The organism is Pseudomonas citri (assembly GCF_025336485.1).
Classification (GTDB): domain Bacteria; phylum Pseudomonadota; class Gammaproteobacteria; order Pseudomonadales; family Pseudomonadaceae; genus Aquipseudomonas; species Aquipseudomonas citri.
The window spans coordinates 155,642-175,146 of sequence record NZ_JAODAB010000001.1; the positions used below are offsets into that span (position 1 = coordinate 155,642).

The following is a 19,505-nucleotide window of genomic DNA, read 5'->3' on the forward strand; positions in this document are numbered from 1 at the left end:
TTAACGAATCGAAAGGAATTTTCCCCATGGCCAAAGCCACTGCCCGCCACATCCTGGTGTCCACCGAAGCCAAGTGCAACGAACTCAAGGCCCAGATCGAAGCCGGTGCCGATTTCGCCGAAGTTGCCAAGGCCAACTCTTCCTGCCCGTCCAGCCGCCAGGGCGGTGACCTGGGCTCGTTCGGTCCAGGCCAGATGGTCAAGGAATTCGACACTGTGGTGTTCAGCGCCCCGATCAATGTGGTCCAGGGCCCGGTCAAGACCCAGTTCGGCTACCACCTGCTGGAAGTGACCAGCCGCCAGGATTGATTCCGATTTATCGGCATGAAGCCCCTTGTGGGAGCATGGCTTGCTCCCACAAGCCTTGCTCCCACAGATAAATCCCTTCGCCACAGCGCTGGCGATTCACGCGCCGCTCGCGTACAAATCCTGTCATCGATCACCCGGCTCTAAGGCTGACAATGCGACTGGCGCTCCCTTCACTGCTATTGACTGCCGTGGCCCTGCTGACAGCCGCCGGCGGCGTCGATGCAGCACCGCAACAGGCCCTGACCGTCTACGGTGAACCGGCCAAGTACGCCGAAGGCTTCGGCCACTTCGCCTACACCAACCCCCAGGCCCCCAAGGGCGGGACGATGCGCCGCTCGGCCGTCGAGATCGGCCACTTCGACCATATCCTGCCCTACATCGACAAAGGCATCGGCGTCAGCCAGATCGACGGGATGCTGTATTCACCGCTGGCCCAGCGTTCGCTGGATGAGCCTTATACCGTTTACGGCCTGGTGGCGCAGAAGATGGAACGTGCCGACGATGGCCTGTCCCTGCGTTTCTACCTCAATCCCAAGGCGCGCTTCGCCGACGGCAAGCCCATCACCGCCCAGGACGTGCGCTACAGCTTCGAGCTGCTGATGACCCAGGGCAGCCTGCGTTATCGGACCCAGTTCGCGGCGGTCAAGGACGTCGTGGTGGAGGACGAACGCACCGTTCGCTTCAACTTCAAGAACAACGAAAGCCGCACCCTCCCCCTGGACATCGCCACCCTGCCAGTCTTCCCGGAGCACTGGTGGAAAACCCGCGACTTCGCCAATGGCGGCGGCTACGAGGCACCATTGGGCAGCGGCCCGTACCGGGTGAGCAAGGTCGATTCCGGGCGCAGCATCACCTTCGAGCGCAATGCCGACTGGTGGGGCAAGGACCTGCCGGTCAGTCGGGGCCTCTACAACTTCGACCATTTCAGTATCGAGTACTTTGGCGACACCGACGTCGCCCGCCAGGTGTTGCGCGGCGGTGCCTACGACTACAACCGCGAATTCTCCGCCACCGGCTTTTCCATCGGTTATGACAGCCCCGCCCTGCGCGACGGTCGCCTGCAAAAGGCCCACCTGGCCACCGAGGCACCGCAGACCGCCCAGGGTTTTGTGTTCAACCTGCAAAAACCGCAATTCCAGGACCGGCGTGTGCGCCAGGCCCTGGCGATGCTCTGGGATTTCGAGTGGAGCAACCGCCAGATGATGCGCAACCTCTATGTGCGCCAGCAGAGTTACTTTTCCAACACCGACCTCGCCGCCCGAGAACTGCCCGATGCAGGCGAGCTGGCGATTCTCGAACCTTTGCGCGGGAAAATCCCCGATGAAGTCTTCACCCAGGTATTCCAGGCGCCGAAAACCAACGGCAGCGGCGTAATCCGCGACAAGCAACTGCAAGCCCTGGCGTTACTGGAACAGGCCGGCTGGAAACCCGACGGCGACCGCCTGGTCAATGCCGAGGGCGAGCCCTTGAGCTTTACCTTCCTGAACAGCCAGAACGGCATCGACCGCCTGCTGTTGCCCTACAAGCGCACCCTGGCGCAGATCGGCATCGACATGAGCATCCGCCGCATCGACCCGTCCCAGTACGTCAACCGCCTGATGAGCCGCGACTACGACATGATCATCACCGGCTACCCCGTCAGCACCTCGCCCGGCATGGAGCTCTACAACTACTTCGGCTCGGCGGCGGCCAACGACCCGGGTGCCAACAACTACATGGCCTTGCAGAACCCGGCGGTGGACGCGCTGATCGACGGGCTGGTCAAAGCCACCACCCAGGCCGACATGCTGCGCCATGCCCACGCCCTGGACCGGGTGCTGCAATGGAACTACTACTGGATTCCCAACTATTACCCGCCGGGCAGCTCGACCGTGTGGTGGAACCGCTTCGGCATCCCGAAGGTGCAGGCTAGCAATGACGAAGCCATCGAGAGCTGGTGGGAGATCAGCACCACGCCGCTGACCAACGAACAGATGACCGCCGAGCGTATCAAGCGCGGCGCACCCGGAGGGCGGCATTGATGTGGACCTATATCGCGCGGCGCCTGCTGCTGATCATCCCGACGTTGGTGATCATCCTGCTGGTGAATTTCGTCATCGTCCAGGCCGCCCCGGGCGGTCCGGTGGAACAGGCCATCGCCCACCTGCAAGGCATCGGCGGCGCCGGTATCGGCAGCTCGGGCAATGCCATGGCCGGCAGTTCCCGGGCCAGTCGCGGCCTCGATCCGCAACTGATCAAGGACATCGAAAAACAGTACGGCTTCGACAAGCCGGCCCACGAGCGCTTGTGGCTGATGCTCAGCAGCTACGCCCGGCTGGATTTCGGCAAGAGCTTCTTTCGCGGCGCCACGGTCACCGACCTGATCCTGGAAAAAATGCCGGTGACCATTTCCCTCGGGCTCTGGGCCACGCTACTCACGTACCTGGTGTCGATCCCCCTGGGTATCCGCAAGGCGGTGCACCATGGCTCGGCATTCGACATATGGAGCAGCACGGCGATCATCATTGGCTACGCCATGCCGGCCTTTCTCTTCGCGATGTTCCTGATCGTGGTGTTCGCTGGCGGCACGTCGCTGAACTGGTTTCCGGTGCGCGGCCTGGTGTCGGACGACTTCGAATCGCTGTCGACCCTGGGCAAGGTCGTCGATTACTTCTGGCACCTGGTATTGCCGGTGACAGCGCTGGTGATCGGCGGTTTCGCCACCCTGACGATCCTGACCAAGAATTCGTTCCTCAATGAAATCACCCGCCAGTACGTGGTCACGGCGCGGGCCAAGGGCATGAGCGAACGCCGGGTGCTGTACGGCCATGTGTTCCGCAATGCCATGCTGCTGGTGGTGTCCGGCATTCCCCAGGCGTTCATCAGCGTGTTCTTTGCCGGCTCCCTGCTGATCGAGGTGATCTTTTCCCTCGATGGCCTCGGGCGCATGAGCTACGAGGCCGCCGTGTCCCGGGATTATCCGGTGGTGTTCGGCTCGCTGTTCATCTTCACGCTGTTCGGCCTGCTCATCAAACTCATCGGCGATCTCTGCTACACCTTGGTGGACCCGCGTATCGACTTCGCCGCGAGGAACGCCTGATGTTCAGACTTTCGCCCTTGGGCCGCCGGCGTCTGGAGCGTTTCAAGAAAAACCGTCGGGGCTGGTGGTCGCTGTGGCTGTTCATTGGCCTATTCACCCTCACCCTGGGCGGCGAACTGATCGCCAACGACAAGCCGCTGGTGGTGAGTTACCAAGGTTCGCTGTATTTCCCGGTGTTCAAGCGCTACACCGAGCAGGTGTTCGGCGGGCAACTGCCGTTCCAGGCCGACTACCGCAGCAGCTACGTGCAGGACCTGATCCACAAGGACGGCGGCTGGCTGTTGTTCCCGCCGATTCCGTTCAGCGACGACACGCCCAACTACGACCTCAACCAACCGGCGCCGAGCCCACCCACATCGGTGAATTGGCTAGGCACCGACGATCAGTCCCGGGACGTGCTGGCCCGGGTGATCTTCGGCGCGCGGGTGTCGATCCTGTTCGCCCTGGCACTGACCGCCATCAGCGCGCTGATCGGCATCGCCGCCGGTGCGTTGCAGGGCTATTACGGCGGCTGGGTGGACCTGCTGGGGCAACGCTTGCTGGAAGTCTGGTCCGGGCTGCCGGTGCTCTACCTGCTGATCATCTTGTCGGGCTTCGTGGAGCCGAATTTCTGGTGGTTGCTGGGGATCATGGCGCTGTTTTCCTGGCTGGCCCTGGTGGACGTGGTCCGCGCCGAGTTCCTGCGCGGGCGCAACCTCGAATACGTGAAGGCTGCCAGGGCCCTGGGCCTGACCGACCGCAAGGTGATCGTGCGGCATATCCTGCCCAATGCGATGAATGCGACTCTGAGCTACCTGCCGTTCATCCTCACCGGGGCGATTTCCACCCTCACGGCCCTGGACTTCCTCGGCTTCGGCATGCCGACCGGCAGCGCGTCGCTGGGCGAATTGATCGGCCAGGGCAAGCAGAACCTGCAAGCGCCCTGGCTGGGGCTGACAGCGTTCTTCACCCTGGCGCTGATTCTTTCCCTGCTGGTGTTTATCGGCGAAGCGTTGCGCGACGCGTTTGATCCCCGATCTTGATCCACGATCTTGATCCACGATCTTGATGCAGCGTCATGAGGCGAGATATTGAAATGAGTGACAACCTGATCGAAATCCGCGACCTGAGCGTGGCCTTCAACGAACAGACGGTGGTGCGCAACCTGTGCCTGGACATCCGCCCCGGCGAATGCCTGGCCCTGGTGGGTGAATCGGGCTCGGGCAAGTCGGTGACCGCCCATTCGATCCTGCAACTGCTGCCGCAAACCGAAAGCCGCACCAGCGGCAGCATCCGCTATCGAGGCCAGGAGCTGGTGGGCGCCGACGCCCAGACCCTGCGCGAGCTGCGCGGTAACCGCATCGCGATGATCTTCCAGGAGCCGATGACCTCGCTGAACCCGCTGCACAGCGTCGAAAAGCAGATCGGCGAGACCCTGATGCTGCACAAGGGCCTGGGCGGTAAAGCGGCGCGCCAGCGCATTCTGGAACTGTTGGCCCTGGTGGGCATCCAGAACCCCGTCGAACGACTCAAGGCCTACCCCCATCAACTCTCCGGCGGCCAGCGGCAACGGGTGATGATCGCCATGGCCCTGGCCTGCGAGCCGGAACTGTTGATCGCCGACGAACCGACCACCGCGCTGGACGTGACCGTGCAGCGCAAGATCCTGCTGCTGCTCAAATCGTTGCAGCAACGACTCGGCATGTCCCTGCTGCTGATCAGCCATGACTTGAACCTGGTGCGCAGCATCGCCCAACGGGTGTGCGTGATGAAGGCCGGAGAAATCGTCGAACAGGCGCCTTGCGAGACACTGTTCAATGCCCCCAGGCACCCTTACAGCTGCGAACTGCTGCACGCCGAACCGGAAGGTGAAGCCTTGCCCCGGGACGAACGCGAAGACGTGCTGCGCGTGCAGGATCTGCGAGTGAGTTTTGCCCTCGGCGGCGGGCTGTTCCAGCGCAAGGAATACCTGCGCGCCGTGGACGGCATCAGCCTGAGCATCCAGCGCGGCAAGACCCTGGGCATCGTCGGCGAGTCCGGTTCCGGTAAGTCCACGCTCGGCCAGGCGATCCTGCGGCTGATCGAGTCCGAAGGCAGCATCCGCTTCAAGGGCGAGGCTCTCGACCAGCTCTCGCAGAAGGAACTGCGGCCGTGGCGCAAACAGATGCAGGTGGTGTTCCAGGACCCATTCGGTAGCCTCAGTCCGCGGATGTCGGTGCAGCAGATCATCAGCGAAGGCCTCGAGGTCCATAGCCCATCCAGCCCCGAGCAGTGTGAAGCCCAGGTGATCCAGGCCTTGAAGGAGGTCGGCCTCGACCCGCAGAGCCGCCATCGCTACCCCCACGAATTCTCCGGCGGCCAGCGCCAACGCATCGCCATTGCCCGGGCACTGGTACTGAAACCGGCGCTGATCCTGCTGGACGAACCGACCTCGGCGTTGGACCGCACCGTGCAGAAGCAAGTGGTCGCCCTGCTCCGCCAGCTCCAGGAAAAACATGGCCTGACCTACCTGTTCATCAGCCACGACCTGGCGGTGATCCGCGCCCTGGCCCACGACATGATCGTGATCAAGGACGGCAAAGTGGTGGAACAAGGCGCCAGCCACGACGTGTTCGACTCCCCCCGGCATCCGTACACCAAAGAGTTGTTGGCGGCGGCGCATCCCGGATGGGCATAATGCCGTGCGATGACGACCTGACGGCAAGACAAAACCCGGATCAGCCCCATGAACCCCACCGAAAGCCTCAAGGACTACAAGCGCGTACGCACGCTGGCGATCCGTTCGTTGTTCGAGATCATCGAGCAGTCCAGCGAAGGCACGGTGATTGTCGACCGTGATGCAAACATCGTCTGGATGAACGAGCGCTACGCCCGGCGCTTTGGCCTGAACTCGGCGCAGGAAGCCATCGGCCGGGCCTGCGAAAGCGTGATCCCCGGCAGCCTGTTGCGGGAAGTGGTGCGCACCGGGCGGCCGATTCTGCTGGACATGCAGGAAATGCCCAAGGAACCGCTGGTGGTCATGCGCCTGCCGATCCATGACAGCGCCGGCGCGGTCATCGGCGCCATCGGTTTTGCCTTGTTCGGTGAGCTGCACAGCCTGTCGCCGATGCTCAAGCGCTACCAGAGCATGCAGCAAGAGCTGGCCTCCACCCGTTCGCTGCTGCGGGCACGGCAAACCAAATACAACTTCGCCCATTTCATCGGCACCAGCGCGGCGGGCCTTGAGGTCAAGCGTCGCGCCCGCCGCAGCGCCAGCACCGACTCGCCGGTGTTGCTGCTGGGGGAAACCGGCACCGGCAAGGAGTTGCTGGCCCAGGCGATCCACAGCGCCTCGCCACGGGCGCACAAGGCGTTCGTCAGCATCAACAGCGCGGCGATCCCCGAGTCGCTGCTGGAAGCCGAATTCTTCGGCACCGCCCCCGGCGCCTTTACCGGCGCCGATCGCAAGGGACGTGTCGGCAAACTGCAAATCGCCCAGGGCGGCACGCTGTTCCTCGACGAGATCGGCGACATGCCGTTGCCGCTGCAAAGCAAACTGCTACGGGTGTTGCAGGAAAAGGAATACGAACCGGTGGGCTCCAACGAGGTCCTGCAAAGCGATGTACGGGTGATCGCCGCCACGTCCACGGATCTTGAGGCGGCGATCCGTCGCGGTGAGTTTCGCGCCGACCTGTATTACCGTCTCAACGTGCTGCCGATCCAGGTCCCGCCGTTGCGCGAGCGCCTGGATGATGTGCCAGCCTTGAGCGAGGCGATCCTCGAAGAGCTGCGCAGCCAGCACGAGCTGAACCAGGACGCCTTGGACCTGCTGGCGCAGCATGCCTGGCCGGGCAACATCCGCGAGCTGCGCAACGTACTGGAACGGGCCGCGTTGCTCAGCGACAACCTGCAACTCAATGCGGCCGATATCCGCGCCGCCATTGGCACCTTCATACCGGTGACCCGAGCGCCAGGCCCGAGCCACGAGCCGTTGCGGCAGGAAACCTTCAGCCAGGCCCGGGCGCGATTCGACCGGCAGCTGATCGAAACCACCCTCGCGCAATGCGGTGGCAAGGTGGTCGAAGCGGCCGAGCGACTAGGGCTGGGAAGGTCGACCTTGTACAAGAAGATGGTGGCGTTGGGAATGGCGGAGTCTCAATAAAGAGACTCCGATCTCTAAATTTAGACAGTTCTCTTGAGAGCGCTCCGCGCTTATTGCGAGCCGCCCCGCCCCCACAATTTTGAGCAGTCCACCGTCCCCTGCGGGAGCCAGCCTGCTCCGGGCGGCGATCCGACGATGAACCCGCACAACGCAAAAATCTCAAAACAGAGACAAACCCCTTCAAGTCGCCTTGCAAAACCCAACAATCTCTTTACATTTCAATTAGTTACAAACCTGGCACACATCTAGCTAAAGCCTCTCCCACCGCTTCACCACAACAATAACAATCCAGGAGACACACCATGAGTGTGATCATTGCCTTGGCAGCCCTCGCGCTGCTGATGGTTGCCGCCTACCGCGGCTACAGCGTCATTCTCTTCGCCCCCATCGCCGCCCTCGGTGCCGTCCTGCTCACCGATCCGTCCGCCGTTGCCCCCACCTTCACCGGGGTGTTCATGGAGAAAATGGTCGGCTTCATCAAACTGTATTTCCCGGTGTTCCTGCTCGGCGCGGTGTTCGGCAAGTTGATCGAACTGTCGGGCTTTTCCCGCTCCATCGTCGCGGCGGCGATTCACCTGCTCGGCACGCGTCAAGCCATGCTGGTGATCGTGCTGGTCTGCGCTTTGCTGACCTATGGCGGCGTATCGCTGTTCGTCGTGGTGTTCGCGGTGTACCCGTTCGCCGCCGAAATGTTCCGCCAGAGCAATATCCCCAAGCGGCTGATCCCGGCCACCATTGCCCTCGGTGCGTTCTCCTTCACCATGGACGCCCTGCCCGGCACGCCACAGATCCAGAACATCATCCCCAGCACCTTCTTCAACACCACCGCCTGGGCCGCGCCATGGCTGGGTGTGATCGGCACACTCTTCGTGTTCAGCATCGGCATGCTGTTCCTCCAGCGCCAGCGCAACAAGGCCCAGCGCGTGGGTGAAGGCTACGGCAGCGAACTGCGCAACGAACCGGAAACCGCCGAGGACATCCGCCTGCCCAACCCCTGGATCGCCGTCTCGCCACTGCTGGCGGTGGGCATCATGAACCTGTTGTTCACCCAGTGGATTCCCCAGTGGTACGGCAAGACCCACAGCCTGGCGCTGCCGGGCATGGCGGCACCGGTAACCAGCGACGTTGCCAAGCTCACGGCGATCTGGGCCGTACAAGCCGCATTGCTGGTGGGCATCGTCCTGGTCCTGCTGTTCGGCTTCCGGGCCATTCACAGCAAGCTGGCCGAAGGCAGCAAAAGCGCGGTGGGCGGTGCGTTGCTGGCGGCGATGAACACCGCATCGGAATACGGTTTCGGCGCGGTCATCGCATCCTTGCCGGGCTTCCTGGTGCTGGCCGACTGGCTCAAGAGTATTCCCAATCCGCTGGTCAACGAAGCCGTGACCGTGACGCTGCTGGCGGGGATCACTGGCTCCGCCTCGGGCGGCATGAGCATCGCCCTGGCGGCCATGTCCGAAACCTTCATCAACGCCGCCCACGCCGCCAACATTCCGCTGGAGGTGTTGCACCGGGTGGCCGCCATGGCCAGCGGCGGCATGGACACCCTGCCGCACAACGGCGCGGTGATCACCCTGCTGGCCGTGACCGGGCTGACCCACCGCGAAGCCTACAAAGACATTTTCTGCATTACGCTGATCAAGACCCTCGCGGTGTTCTTCGTGATCGGTGTGTTCTACGCCACTGGCATTGTGTGAGGTTCAAATGACGACAACCCTTTCGGGCAAGACGGCCCTGGTCACCGGTTCCACCAGCGGCATCGGCCTGGGCATTGCCCTGAGCCTGGCCAAGGCCGGCGCCCACCTGATCCTCAACGGTTTTGGCGATGCTTCGGCGGTGATCGCCGAGGTGCAACGGTTCGGCGGCAAGGTCGGCCATCATCCGGCCGATGTCAGCGACCCGGCGCAGATCGCCGACATGCTCGCCTACGCCGAGCGCGAGTTCGGTGGCGTGGATATCCTGGTGAACAACGCCGGCATCCAGCACGTGGCCGCCGTGGAGGACTTTCCGGTGGAGCGCTGGGACTCGATCATCGCCATCAACCTCTCCTCGGTGTTCCACGCCACCCGCTTGAGCCTGCCGGGCATGCGCGCCAGGGGTTGGGGACGGATCGTCAACATCGCCTCGGTGCACGGCCAGGTCGGCTCGGTGGGCAAGGCCGCGTATGTCGCCGCCAAGCACGGGGTGATCGGCCTGACCAAGGTGGTCGGCCTGGAAACCGCCACCAGCAACGTGACCTGCAACGCCATTTGCCCCGGCTGGGTGCTGACGCCACTGGTGCAAAAGCAGATCGATGATCGCATCGCCACCGGCGTCGACCCGCAGCAGGCCCAGCATGACCTGCTGGCCGAGAAACAACCCTCCCTGGAATTCGTCACCCCGCCGCAACTGGGGGAGCTGGTGCTGTTCCTCTGCAGCGGGGCCGGCAGCCAGGTGCGCGGCGCGGCGTGGAATATCGATGGGGGGTGGTTGGCGCAGTAAATCCCCTGCGATCCGCTGTGGCGAGGGGATTTAACGAAACGTCGCACCGCCCCGGCTTGTGGGAGCAAGGCTCCCACAGACAATTCCCCTCGCCACAGGATTAGGTCGCTCTATAGTTTGTGTGTAGATAAAAAAACAAGAGGCCCTCCATGTCCGACATCCTCTGGCAACCCAGCCCCGAACGTATCGCCCAGTCGCGCATGAACGCCTTTCGCCGGTTCGTCAACGCGCGACATCAGCTGCAACTCAACGACTACCCGGCCCTGCATGCCTGGAGCATCGATCAGCGCGAAGCCTTCTGGCAGGCCATCGTCGATTTCTTCGAGATTCGCTTTCACCAGCCGCCTACCGACGTGTTGCTCGAAGGCGCGCAAATGCCCAGCGCCCGCTGGTTCCCGGGGGCGACGCTGAACTTCGCCGAACACCTGCTGCGCCGCCGGGATGACGCGGTGGCCGTCGTCGCCCTCGACGAAAACGGCGGCCAGGAACAACTGACCTGGGCCGAACTCGCCGCCCACGTCGCCGGCCTGCAAAAAAGCCTGCGAGCGGCGGGCGTGACCCAGGGCGACCGGGTCGCGGCTTGCATGCCCAACACCTGGCAAACCCTGGTGGGCATGCTCGCCACCACCAGCCTCGGAGCGATCTGGTCGTGTTCGTCGCCAGACTTCGGCACCCAAGGGGTCATCGACCGGTTCGGCCAGATCGAACCCAAGGTGCTGATCACCTGCGCCGGTTATCGCTACGCCGGCAAGGTCATCGACCAGCGGCCCAAGGTCAATGAAATCCTCGATCGGCTGCCGTCGTTGCAGCAATTGATCGTGCTGCCCTACGCGTTGCCTGATGCCCGTGTCGAAGACTTCCGAGCCCAAGCCGCCGTGGCATTGTGGGACGGTTTCTATCAACGCGGTGGCGAACCGGAATTCGTCAGCGTGCCGTTCGACCATCCGCTGTACATCCTCTATTCCAGCGGCACCACCGGCGTGCCGAAGTGCATCGTCCACGGCACCGGCGGCGTGTTGCTGCAACACGTCAAGGAACATGGCCTGCACGTCGACCTCGGCCCCGCCGATCGGCTGTTCTACTACACCACCTGCGGCTGGATGATGTGGAACTGGCTGGTCTCGGCCCTCGCCGTGGGCAGTGTGGTGGTGCTCTACGACGGCTCGCCGTTTCACCCCGGCCCCGAACGCCTGCTGGACCTGATCGACCAACAGCGCATCAGCGTGTTCGGCACCAGCCCCAAATTCCTCGCGACCCTGGAAAGCCAGGGCTTCAAGCCGCGGACAAGCCACGACCTGGGCAGCCTGAAAAGCATCCTGTCCACCGGCTCATCCCTGGCGCCCCACAGTTACGATTACGTGTACCGCGACTTCAAGCCCGACGTCAGCCTGGCCTCGATGTCCGGCGGCACCGACATCGTTTCGTGCTTCGTCAACGGCAACCCGCTGTCGGCGGTGCGCCGGGGAGAGATGCAGGGCAAGGGCCTGGGCATGGCGGTGCAGGTCTGGAACGACGCCGGCCAGGCGGTCATCGGCGAAAAAGGTGAATTGGTGTGCGTCCGTCATTTCCCGTCAATGCCCATTGGCTTGTGGAACGACCCGCGCCAGGAAAAACTGCGAGCCTCCTATTTCAGCCAGTTCCCCGGCGTCTGGGCCCAGGGGGATTACGCCGAAGAACTGCCCCACGGCGGTTTCTTGATCCATGGCCGCTCCGACGCGGTGCTCAACCCGGGTGGCGTGCGTATCGGCACGGCGGAAATCTATCGGCAGGTAGAAAAGGTCGAGCAAGTGCTGGACAGCGTCGCCATCGGCCAGCAATGGCAGGGCGACGTGCGAGTGGTACTGTTCGTGCGCCTGCGCGATGGCGTGACGCTGGACGAGGCCCTGGAGCAGCAGATCCGCCAGGTCATCCGCAGCAACACCACGCCGCGTCATGTGCCGGCGAAGATCGTCACGGTCAATGACATTCCACGGACCATCAGCGGCAAGGTGGTGGAACTGGCGGTGCGCAATGTGGTGCATGGCGAGAAAGTGAAGAACACCGACGCCCTGGCCAACCCCGAGGCGCTGGAGCAGTTTCGGGATCGGCCGGAGTTGGCCGACTGACCTGAGCAGACCTACTCAATCCATCAAACCCCACTCCCCCGCCGACGGATCGGGTGGCGTCCCCGCGCCCGATTCGGCATGCAGCTTGAGCCGCAACCGCAGGTTGTTCGCCGAATCGGCATTCTTCAGCGCTTCTTCCTCATCGATGGCCCCTTCGACCACCAGGTTGAACAGCGCCTGATCGAACGTCTGCATCCCCAGTTCCTCGGACTTTTCCATGATGCCCTTGAGCTCGCCCAACTCGTTGCGCCGGATCAGGTCGGCCACCGTGGGCGAGCCCAGCAACACTTCCACCGCCGCCCGGCGCTGGCCGGTGCGGGTGCGTACCAGGCGCTGGGAGACGAATGCCTTGAGGTTGTTGCCCAGGTCATTCAACAGTTGCGGACGGCGCTCTTCTGGGAAGAAATTGACCACCCGGTCCAGGGCCTGGTTGGCGTTGTGGGCGTGCAAGGTGGAGATCACCAAGTGCCCGGTGTCGGCAAAGGACAGCGCATGTTCCATGGTCTCGCGGTCGCGGATCTCACCGATCAGCACCACGTCCGGCGCCTGGCGCAGGGTGTTTTTCAGGGCGGCATGGAAACTGCGGGTATCGACACCGACCTCGCGCTGATTGATGATCGATTTTTTGTGGCGATGGATGTATTCCACCGGGTCTTCGATGGTGATGATGTGGCCGCTGCTGTTGCGATTTCGATAATCGATCAAGGCCGCCAGGGAGGTCGACTTGCCCGACCCCGTCGCTCCGACGAACAGCATCAACCCCTGCTTCTGCATGACGCTCTCGAGCAGTACCTTGGGCAGCTTCAGGTCTTCGAAGCGCGGGATATCCAATTTGACGTTGCGTATCACCATGGACACGTCGTTGCGTTGTTTGAAGACATTGACCCGGAACCGCCCGACGCCGGACAGGGAGATCGCCAGGTTCATTTCCAGTTCCCGATCGAACTCAAGGCGTTGTTCGGCGTCCATCAAGGACTCGGCGAGCCCGGCAATGTCGCCGACCTTGAAGGCCTGGTTGCCCAGGGGCTTGAGCACCCCCTCGAATTTCGCGCACGGCGGCGCGCCGGTGGACAGGTAAAGGTCGGAGCCATCCTGGCTCGCCAGAATGCGTAACAAAGGATCGATTTCCATGATCTGAAACTTCCGCGAGACGTCAATGAAACCAGCTCTTCACAGGATAGTAGACACCGCGATAGCGACATGAACTCCAGGAATGGCCCGATGAATGCAACACCCACCGGCAGCGACAAACCGAACCTGATGGCCCGACTGGACTGGGCCAGCGGTCCGCTGGGCGCTGCCCAGACCTGGCCCCAGAGCCTGCGGACGGCCGTGGACATGGTGCTCCATTGCCCGCTGCCGATGGCCTTGTTATGGGGACCGCAACTGGTCCATGTCTACAACGACGCCTTTGCCCGGCTGGCCGGCGACAAGCATCCGCGTGCGTTCGCCCAGCCGACCCATACCGCATGGCCGGAACTGCGCAGCGTCACCGAACCGATTTACCAGCGCGTGCTGCAAGGCCAGACGCACCGTTGCCGCGACCAGCTATGGCGCTTGCCGTTTGCCGGGCGCCTTTGCGATGTCTGGCTGGACCTGACCTACGGCCCTGTGCACGACGAAAGCGGACACGTGGCCGGGATCCTGGTCACGGCGATCGAAACCAGCGAACGGCGACGCATGGCCCTGGAGTTCGAACGACGGTCCGAGGCCAGCCTCAAGGCCCAGCAGGAAAGCGAAGAGCGGCTGCAACTGGCCCTGGCCGCCGCCGAGGCGTTGGGTACCTGGGACTGGGACATCAGCGAAGACCGCTTCATTGCCGACGAGCACTTTGCCCTGTTGCACGGCGTCGAACCGCGGTTGTCGCGCCAGTTGCCCATCAGCGCCTACCTCGAAGGCGTGCACCCCGAAGACCGGGCGATGGTCACCCGCAGCATCAAGCACTGCATCACCCACGGCACCGAATATGCCGAGGAGTACCGCCTGTTGCACGCCGACGGCGAATTGCGCTGGGTATTCGTGCGCGGTCGCTGCTACAAGGACCGCCACGGCCGACCCAAGCGGTTTCTCGGCGCGGCGCTGGACCTGACCGAGCGCAAGCGAACCGAGGAAGCCCTGCGCAACCTCAACGAAACCCTTGAAGAACGGGTCATCGCCCGCACCCGGCAACTGGCCGAGGCCAACCATCGCCTGCAAAACGAGATGATCGAACGCGAGCGCGCCGAAGAAGCGTTGCGTCATGCCCAGAAAATGGAAGCCGTGGGCCAGCTGACCGGCGGCATCGCCCATGACTTCAATAACATGCTCACCGGCATCCTTGGCAGCCTGGAACTGATGCAACGCTACATCGCCGACGGTCGCATCGACGAAATCGGTCGCTTCACCGAAGCCGCCGTGTCTTCGGCCAATCGCGCCGCGTCCCTGACCCATCGGTTGCTGGCCTTTTCCCGACGCCAGTCCCTGGACCGTAAACCGCTGGACGCCAATGCCCTGGTCCGCTCACTCGAAGACCTGCTGAGCCGGACCACCGGCGATCACATCGCCCTGCGCCTGCAACTGGCCGATGAGCTGTGGCCGGTCAGCACCGACGCCAGCCAGTTGGAGAACGCCCTGCTCAACCTGGTGATCAACGCGCGCGACGCCATGCCCGACGGTGGCGAGTTGAGCGTCGAAACCGCCAATATCTACCTCGACGGCAATGACCTGAGCAACCTGGAACCGGTCAAGGCCGGGGATTACGTCATGATCGCCGTGCGCGACAACGGCAGCGGCATGACCCCTTCGGTGCTGGCGAAAGCCTTCGACCCGTTCTTCACCACCAAGCCCATCGGCCAGGGCACCGGGCTGGGGTTGTCGATGATCTACGGCTTTGCCCAGCAGTCGGGCGGGCACCTGAGCCTGGACAGTGTCCCGGGCCAGGGCACGCGGGTGCAGTTGTACCTGCCACGGCTACACGTCACTCCCGCCGAAGAGCCGGTGTCACCCACGGCGGTCGATGCCCCGCCGGCCATCGCCGGGGAAACCGTGTTGCTGGTGGAGGACGAACCGGCGGTGCGGATGCTGGTGTTGGATCTGCTGGAGAACCTCGGCTATACCGCCTTGCAGGCTCAGGATGCCAAGGGTGCGCTGGCGCAGCTGGAGTCGGAGCAGCGCGTCGACCTGCTGGTGACCGATGTCGGCCTGCCAGGCATGAATGGCCGGCAACTGGCGGAGATCGCCCGCCAGCACCGGCCCGGCCTGAAAGTGCTGTTCATGACCGGCTACGCGCAAAAAGCCGCCGAACGCCAAGGCTTCCTCGAACACGGCATGGACATGATCGCCAAGCCTTTCACCCTGGATCAGTTGGCGAACAAGATACGGGCGATGATCAACCATGACGCATGACTGAGGCTTGTACGAAAAGTCGCCGAGCGGCGATCAGGCAAGGCGAAAACAGGCGAGGAAGCGGAGTTTACTGATGTAAATGAGCATTCCGAGCCTGTTTTCAACGCAGAATGATCGTCGCGCAGGCACTTTTCGTACAAAGCCTGAGGCATAATCGCCGCCCCATACCCCAGGTCACCGCTGCAATGAAAGCCCAAGCCCGCCACATCCTGGTGAAAACCGCCGAAGAAGCCGAACAGCTCAAGCAACGCATCGCCAAAGGCGAAGCCTTCGATGTGCTGGCCAAGAAATACTCCACCTGCCCCTCGGGCAAACGCGGCGGCGACCTCGGCGAGGTGCGTCCGGGGCAGATGGTCGGCGTGATCGACGCGGTGATTTTCAAGAAGCCACTGCGGGTGGTGCATGGGCCGATCAAGAGCAAGTTCGGGTATCACCTGGTGCAGGTGTTTTATCGGGATTGAGGCGACCTACCTTCAGGACGCCACGGGGTACTCCCCATTCCATGCATGATCATTGCTTGGGAATCAACGCCCCCGGCACCTGAATCACCCTGCTCGCCAGCAGATGCCCGGCCTCGGCCGCCTCCACCGCGCTGCCGCCGAGCAAGCGACTCGCCAGGTAGGCGGCGCTGAAGGAGTCCCCGGCTGCCGTCGTGTCCGCCACCCGCTCGACCCGCCGGGCAGGCACTTCATGGGCCTGGCCATCGCAACGAATCAGGCAGGCCTCGGCGCCGCGCTTGAGCACCACTTCCGGCGTGCCGAATTCCTCATAGGCGGCGAACACCGCCTCGCTGTCGGCATGACCGAACAACACCTGTTCGTCTTCCAGGGTCAGCAGCGCCAGTCCCACATAGGGCAGGACGCTGCGGTACGCCGCCCGAGCCGCGCAGGCCGAGGTCCAGAGCCTGGGCCGGTAGTTATTGTCGAACACCACCTGGGCCCCACGCCGACGCGCCTCGACCAAGGTCTCGATGAGCCTGGCGCGGCCCTGCTCGCCCAGCACCGCCAGGGTGATCCCGCTGAAATACAGCACGTCGTAATCCGGCAGCGCTGCCAGGATCGGCCCGGCCGCCGGCGTGGTGAAGCATTCACGCACCGCCGCCTCGTTGCGCCAGTACAAAAAGCGCCGCTCACCGGCCGCATCGGTCTGGATGCAATACAACCCCGGCAGGCGCCCGGGCAGGCGTTGGACCCTGTCCAGGCCGATGTTCTCAGCGGCCCAGGCCTGGCACATGGCGTCGCTGAAACTGTCGTCGCCCAGGGCCGTGACGTAATCCACCGCGCCTCTGTCGCCCAGCGCACGGGCCAGGTACACCGCCGTGTTCAAAGTGTCACCGCCGAAGCTTTGTTGCAGGCTGCCGTCAGCGCGTTGCTGCAGTTCGATCATGCATTCGCCGATCAGGGCGATGCGGGGTTTGGGGTTGCTCATGGGGCATCCTGAGGGTTCTGGGGTGTCTGGGAGGTTGCTATCGCGGGCAAGCCTTAGAAACAAGTTTCCACACACTCGACCACCCGCAACTGCTCATCCACCAGGCACCCCACCCGCCACTTGTCGAAGGTCAGGCATGGATGCGATGTACCAAACGAAATAATGTCCCCCACGCGCAACTCAACCCCCGGCGCCACGCTCATGAACGCATGCTGATCCATCACCGCCGTCACCTTGCAGCCACTCACGTCATCCCCTCTAACCGAATCCGCTCCAGCCTTGTAGCGCATGAGCGGCACCGGCAACCCGGCGTCGTAGGCCACGTCGCGCTTGCCCAGGGCGATCACCGCAAAACCCGGTTCCGGCAGTGATTGCACATGGGCCCAGACCTCCAGGGCCGGTTGCAGACCTTCGTGCAGGTCATGGCGACGTTCGAGCACGCAACACTGGGCTTGCTTGTAGATGCCATGGTCATGGGCCACGTAGCTGCCGGGGCGCAGCACACTGAGGAAACGCCCGTGGGCATTCTGGGCTTCGAAGGATTCGGCGATCAGGTCATACCAGGCCGACCCCGAGGCGGTGATGATCGGTTTGGCGATGGCAAAGGCGCCGTTGTCCTGCAACTGCACCGCCAACCGCACCAAAGACCCGGCAAAGGCGCGAATGTCACTGATGGCGTGGTCACCGTGAATGACGCCCTCGTAGCCTTCGATGCCGGTCAAGGCCAGTGCCGGTTGCGCCCGGATCGCCTCGGCCAGCGCCAACACCTCGGCCTCGCTGCGGCAGCCACAGCGGCCGCCGACCACGCCGTACTCGATCATCACATTGAGCCGCACGCCGCGAGAGGCGAAGTAAGCGCCCAGGTCAGCGACGTTGTCCGGATGATCCACCAGGCAATGGAATTCGAACGCCGGGTCGGCCAGCAGGTCGGCGATCAACGCCATGTTCGGCGTGCCCACCAGTTGGTTGGCCATCAGCACCCGTCGCACGCCGTGGGCGTAGCCGGCACGGGTCTGCACTGCGGTGGCAAGGGTCAGGCCCCAGGCGCCGGCGTCGAGCTGCCGGCGAAACAGCGCCGGTGTCATGCTGGTCTTGCCATGGGGCGCCAGTTCGGCACCGCTGTCGCGGACGAATTGCTGCATCCAGCGAATGTTGTGCGCAAGCGCCGCGCGATGCAGCACCAACGCCGGCAGGCTGACGTCGCGCAGCAGGTGGGCGCCGACGCTGGCCGCGCCTTTCTCGACGCTGACGTTATGAATGACAGACGACATGTTCGAACTCCTCACGCAGCGGTGGCTGTTTATTCGTTGATCCGACGGGCCAGGTTGTTGGCGCTTTCGATCAGCACCCGGCGGTAGTCGGCGTAATTGTTCTTGGCGTCGGCCCGTGGGGCGACGATGCACAGGGTGGCGATGGCCACACCACTGGGATCCTTGACCGGCGCAGCGAAGCAGTGGGTGAAGGTGTCAGCGACGCTATCGAACGAGAAAAACCCCTCGGCACCGGCCTCACGGATTTCCTTGAGGAACTGCTCCAACGGCAGGCGCTCGCCGTCCGGCAGGATGAAATCGTCGGGGTCGATCAGATCGACGATCTGCTGGTCGCTCAAGTGCGCCAGCAGCAGGCGGCCGGACGCGGTCCAGGGGATCGGCGCGTTTTCCCCGATGTCCGAGGAAATACGAAAGTGTCGCTCGCCCTCCTTCATCAGCGCGACGGTGTATTTGCGCCCGTTGAGCAGACACATCTGTGCGGTTTCCCGGGTCTGGCGCACGATTTCCTGCAAGGCCTGGTCAGCCTCGCGGCTCAAATCGAAATGGCGTAAATGCGCCTGCCCGAGAAAATACAACTGGCGGCCCAGGTAGACGTGACCGTCCTTGCCCACCGGTTCGAGGATGCGCCGTTCCAGCAGCGACGCCACCAGCTCGTAGACGGTGGACTTGGGGCTGCCGATGCCGCTGGCAATGTCGTTCGGCCGCAGCGGCTGGCCGATTTCCTTGAGGAAATCGAGGATATCGAACGCGCGATCCAGTCCCTTGGCCCGGCGCTTGATGGTGTCTTCGGTCATGTCTTTGGTTCCCATTCAGTTGGCCGGGAGTGTAACCAGACAGTTGTGGCGTCTGGTAGATCGCTATCGCGGGCAAGCCTTGCTCCCACAGGCACAGCTTGATCTTGTGGGAGCAAGGCTTGCCCGCGATGGCCTCACTTTTTCTTGTAGGCAATGCAATCGATCTCCACCTTGCAATCGACCATCATGCTCGCCTGCACGCAAGCCCGGGCCGGGACATGTTCGGGGCTGAAGTATTCGCCGAAGACCTTGTTGAAGCTCCAGAAGTCCCGCGGATCGTCCAGCCATACGCCGCAGCGCACCACATCTTCCAGGCCGTACCCGGCCTCTTCGAGAATAGCGATCAGGTTCTTCATGGTCTGGTGCGTCTGCTCGACGATCCCGCCGACGATGATCTCGCCGTCCACCGCCGGCACCTGGCCGGACACGTGCAACCAGCCATCAGCCTCCACGGCGCGGGCGAAAGGCCGTGGCTGGCCGCCGCCGGCGGTGCTGCCAGTGCCGTAGCGCGTAATGCTCATGGGTATGCCTCCTTTAA

16 protein-coding genes are annotated in these 19,505 nt (G+C 63.3%); 11 read left to right on the plus strand and 5 right to left on the minus strand.

Features of this window, described 5'->3' with window-relative positions:
* Positions 1–26 precede the first annotated feature (26 nt).
* The 9 genes from N4Q37_RS00735 to N4Q37_RS00775 all read left to right on the plus strand — a co-directional run bounded on the left by N4Q37_RS00735 (position 27) and on the right by N4Q37_RS00775 (position 12,090).
* Positions 27–308 carry a peptidylprolyl isomerase gene (locus N4Q37_RS00735; protein WP_260954483.1) on the plus strand — a complete coding sequence of 94 codons (282 nt, stop codon included), beginning with the start codon at positions 27–29 and terminating at the stop codon, positions 306–308.
* Between the two features lie 152 nt (positions 309–460).
* Positions 461–2,329: an extracellular solute-binding protein gene (locus N4Q37_RS00740; protein ID WP_260954485.1), complete on the plus strand. Its 1,869-nt coding sequence runs from the start codon at positions 461–463 to the stop codon at positions 2,327–2,329.
* Positions 2,329–3,387 carry a microcin C ABC transporter permease YejB gene (locus N4Q37_RS00745; protein WP_260954487.1) on the plus strand — a complete coding sequence of 353 codons (1,059 nt, stop codon included), beginning with the start codon at positions 2,329–2,331 and terminating at the stop codon, positions 3,385–3,387. The genes N4Q37_RS00740 and N4Q37_RS00745 overlap by 1 nt, the downstream gene beginning before the upstream one ends.
* Positions 3,387–4,409, plus strand: coding sequence for an ABC transporter permease (locus N4Q37_RS00750; RefSeq protein WP_260954489.1), 1,023 nt, complete (start codon positions 3,387–3,389; stop codon positions 4,407–4,409). The genes N4Q37_RS00745 and N4Q37_RS00750 overlap by 1 nt, the downstream gene beginning before the upstream one ends.
* A 53-nt stretch (positions 4,410–4,462) precedes the next feature.
* On the plus strand, positions 4,463–6,043 hold the full coding sequence (locus N4Q37_RS00755) for an ABC transporter ATP-binding protein (protein ID WP_260954491.1): 1,581 nt from the start codon (positions 4,463–4,465) through the stop codon (positions 6,041–6,043).
* A gap of 48 nt (positions 6,044–6,091) precedes the next feature.
* A complete protein-coding gene (locus N4Q37_RS00760; protein WP_260954493.1) occupies positions 6,092–7,507 on the plus strand; it encodes a sigma-54 interaction domain-containing protein in 1,416 nt (471 codons plus the stop codon).
* A gap of 302 nt (positions 7,508–7,809) precedes the next feature.
* The gene (locus N4Q37_RS00765) at positions 7,810–9,201 is read left to right on the plus strand and encodes a GntP family permease (protein WP_260954494.1); all 1,392 of its coding nucleotides are present in this window, start codon (positions 7,810–7,812) and stop codon (positions 9,199–9,201) included.
* A 7-nt stretch (positions 9,202–9,208) separates the two neighbouring features.
* Entirely contained in the window at positions 9,209–9,985 is a 777-nt protein-coding gene (gene hbdH, locus N4Q37_RS00770; RefSeq protein WP_260954496.1) for a 3-hydroxybutyrate dehydrogenase, read from the plus strand.
* A gap of 149 nt (positions 9,986–10,134) precedes the next feature.
* Positions 10,135–12,090 (plus strand): acetoacetate--CoA ligase, encoded by a 1,956-nt coding sequence (locus N4Q37_RS00775; RefSeq protein ID WP_260954498.1) that lies wholly within the window; start codon positions 10,135–10,137, stop codon positions 12,088–12,090.
* Between the two features lie 15 nt (positions 12,091–12,105).
* On the opposite strand, the gene N4Q37_RS00780 is transcribed toward N4Q37_RS00775, so the two are convergent.
* Entirely contained in the window at positions 12,106–13,221 is a 1,116-nt protein-coding gene (locus N4Q37_RS00780) for a PilT/PilU family type 4a pilus ATPase (protein ID WP_260954502.1), read from the minus strand.
* A 90-nt stretch (positions 13,222–13,311) separates the two neighbouring features.
* On the opposite strand from N4Q37_RS00780, the gene N4Q37_RS00785 reads away from it, so the two are divergent.
* Both N4Q37_RS00785 and N4Q37_RS00790 read left to right on the plus strand, forming a co-directional pair.
* Positions 13,312–15,474, plus strand: a complete 2,163-nt coding sequence (locus tag N4Q37_RS00785; RefSeq protein WP_260954510.1) for a response regulator — start codon at positions 13,312–13,314, stop codon at positions 15,472–15,474.
* A 185-nt stretch (positions 15,475–15,659) separates the two neighbouring features.
* A complete protein-coding gene (locus tag N4Q37_RS00790; RefSeq protein ID WP_003182808.1) occupies positions 15,660–15,935 on the plus strand; it encodes a peptidylprolyl isomerase in 276 nt (91 codons plus the stop codon).
* Positions 15,936–15,984: 49 nt separating this feature from the next.
* Here N4Q37_RS00790 and N4Q37_RS00795 read toward each other — a convergent pair whose 3' ends face one another.
* From N4Q37_RS00795 to N4Q37_RS00810, 4 genes are all read right to left on the minus strand, one after another.
* Complete coding sequence (locus tag N4Q37_RS00795) at positions 15,985–16,902, minus strand: sugar kinase (RefSeq protein ID WP_260954521.1); 918 nt, start codon at positions 16,900–16,902, stop codon at positions 15,985–15,987.
* A 53-nt stretch (positions 16,903–16,955) separates the two neighbouring features.
* Positions 16,956–18,173 carry an amino acid deaminase gene (locus N4Q37_RS00800; protein WP_260954523.1) on the minus strand — a complete coding sequence of 406 codons (1,218 nt, stop codon included), beginning with the start codon at positions 18,171–18,173 and terminating at the stop codon, positions 16,956–16,958.
* A gap of 29 nt (positions 18,174–18,202) precedes the next feature.
* Positions 18,203–18,967 (minus strand): IclR family transcriptional regulator, encoded by a 765-nt coding sequence (locus tag N4Q37_RS00805; protein ID WP_260954525.1) that lies wholly within the window; start codon positions 18,965–18,967, stop codon positions 18,203–18,205.
* Between the two features lie 134 nt (positions 18,968–19,101).
* Positions 19,102–19,488, minus strand: a complete 387-nt coding sequence (locus N4Q37_RS00810) for a RidA family protein (protein ID WP_260954526.1) — start codon at positions 19,486–19,488, stop codon at positions 19,102–19,104.
* Between the last annotated feature and the right edge of the window lie 17 nt (positions 19,489–19,505).

Excerpts from the sequence above, each read along its gene's own strand:
- N4Q37_RS00735 (WP_260954483.1), top strand. The coding sequence starts at position 27 with ATGGCCAAAGCCACTGCCCGCCACATCCTGGTGTCCACCGAAGCCAAG.
- N4Q37_RS00810 (WP_260954526.1), bottom strand. The coding sequence starts at position 19,488 with ATGAGCATTACGCGCTACGGCACTGGCAGCACCGCCGGCGGCGGCCAG.
- hbdH (WP_260954496.1), top strand. The coding sequence starts at position 9,209 with ATGACGACAACCCTTTCGGGCAAGACGGCCCTGGTCACCGGTTCCACC.
- N4Q37_RS00755 (WP_260954491.1), top strand. The coding sequence starts at position 4,463 with ATGAGTGACAACCTGATCGAAATCCGCGACCTGAGCGTGGCCTTCAAC.
- N4Q37_RS00750 (WP_260954489.1), top strand. The coding sequence starts at position 3,387 with ATGTTCAGACTTTCGCCCTTGGGCCGCCGGCGTCTGGAGCGTTTCAAG.
- N4Q37_RS00785 (WP_260954510.1), top strand. The coding sequence starts at position 13,312 with ATGAATGCAACACCCACCGGCAGCGACAAACCGAACCTGATGGCCCGA.
- N4Q37_RS00760 (WP_260954493.1), top strand. The coding sequence starts at position 6,092 with ATGAACCCCACCGAAAGCCTCAAGGACTACAAGCGCGTACGCACGCTG.
- N4Q37_RS00775 (WP_260954498.1), top strand. The coding sequence starts at position 10,135 with ATGTCCGACATCCTCTGGCAACCCAGCCCCGAACGTATCGCCCAGTCG.
- N4Q37_RS00790 (WP_003182808.1), top strand. The coding sequence starts at position 15,660 with ATGAAAGCCCAAGCCCGCCACATCCTGGTGAAAACCGCCGAAGAAGCC.
- N4Q37_RS00800 (WP_260954523.1), bottom strand. The coding sequence starts at position 18,173 with ATGTCGTCTGTCATTCATAACGTCAGCGTCGAGAAAGGCGCGGCCAGC.
- N4Q37_RS00780 (WP_260954502.1), bottom strand. The coding sequence starts at position 13,221 with ATGGAAATCGATCCTTTGTTACGCATTCTGGCGAGCCAGGATGGCTCC.
- N4Q37_RS00765 (WP_260954494.1), top strand. The coding sequence starts at position 7,810 with ATGAGTGTGATCATTGCCTTGGCAGCCCTCGCGCTGCTGATGGTTGCC.
- N4Q37_RS00745 (WP_260954487.1), top strand. The coding sequence starts at position 2,329 with ATGTGGACCTATATCGCGCGGCGCCTGCTGCTGATCATCCCGACGTTG.
- N4Q37_RS00795 (WP_260954521.1), bottom strand. The coding sequence starts at position 16,902 with ATGAGCAACCCCAAACCCCGCATCGCCCTGATCGGCGAATGCATGATC.
- N4Q37_RS00740 (WP_260954485.1), top strand. The coding sequence starts at position 461 with ATGCGACTGGCGCTCCCTTCACTGCTATTGACTGCCGTGGCCCTGCTG.
- N4Q37_RS00805 (WP_260954525.1), bottom strand. The coding sequence starts at position 18,967 with ATGACCGAAGACACCATCAAGCGCCGGGCCAAGGGACTGGATCGCGCG.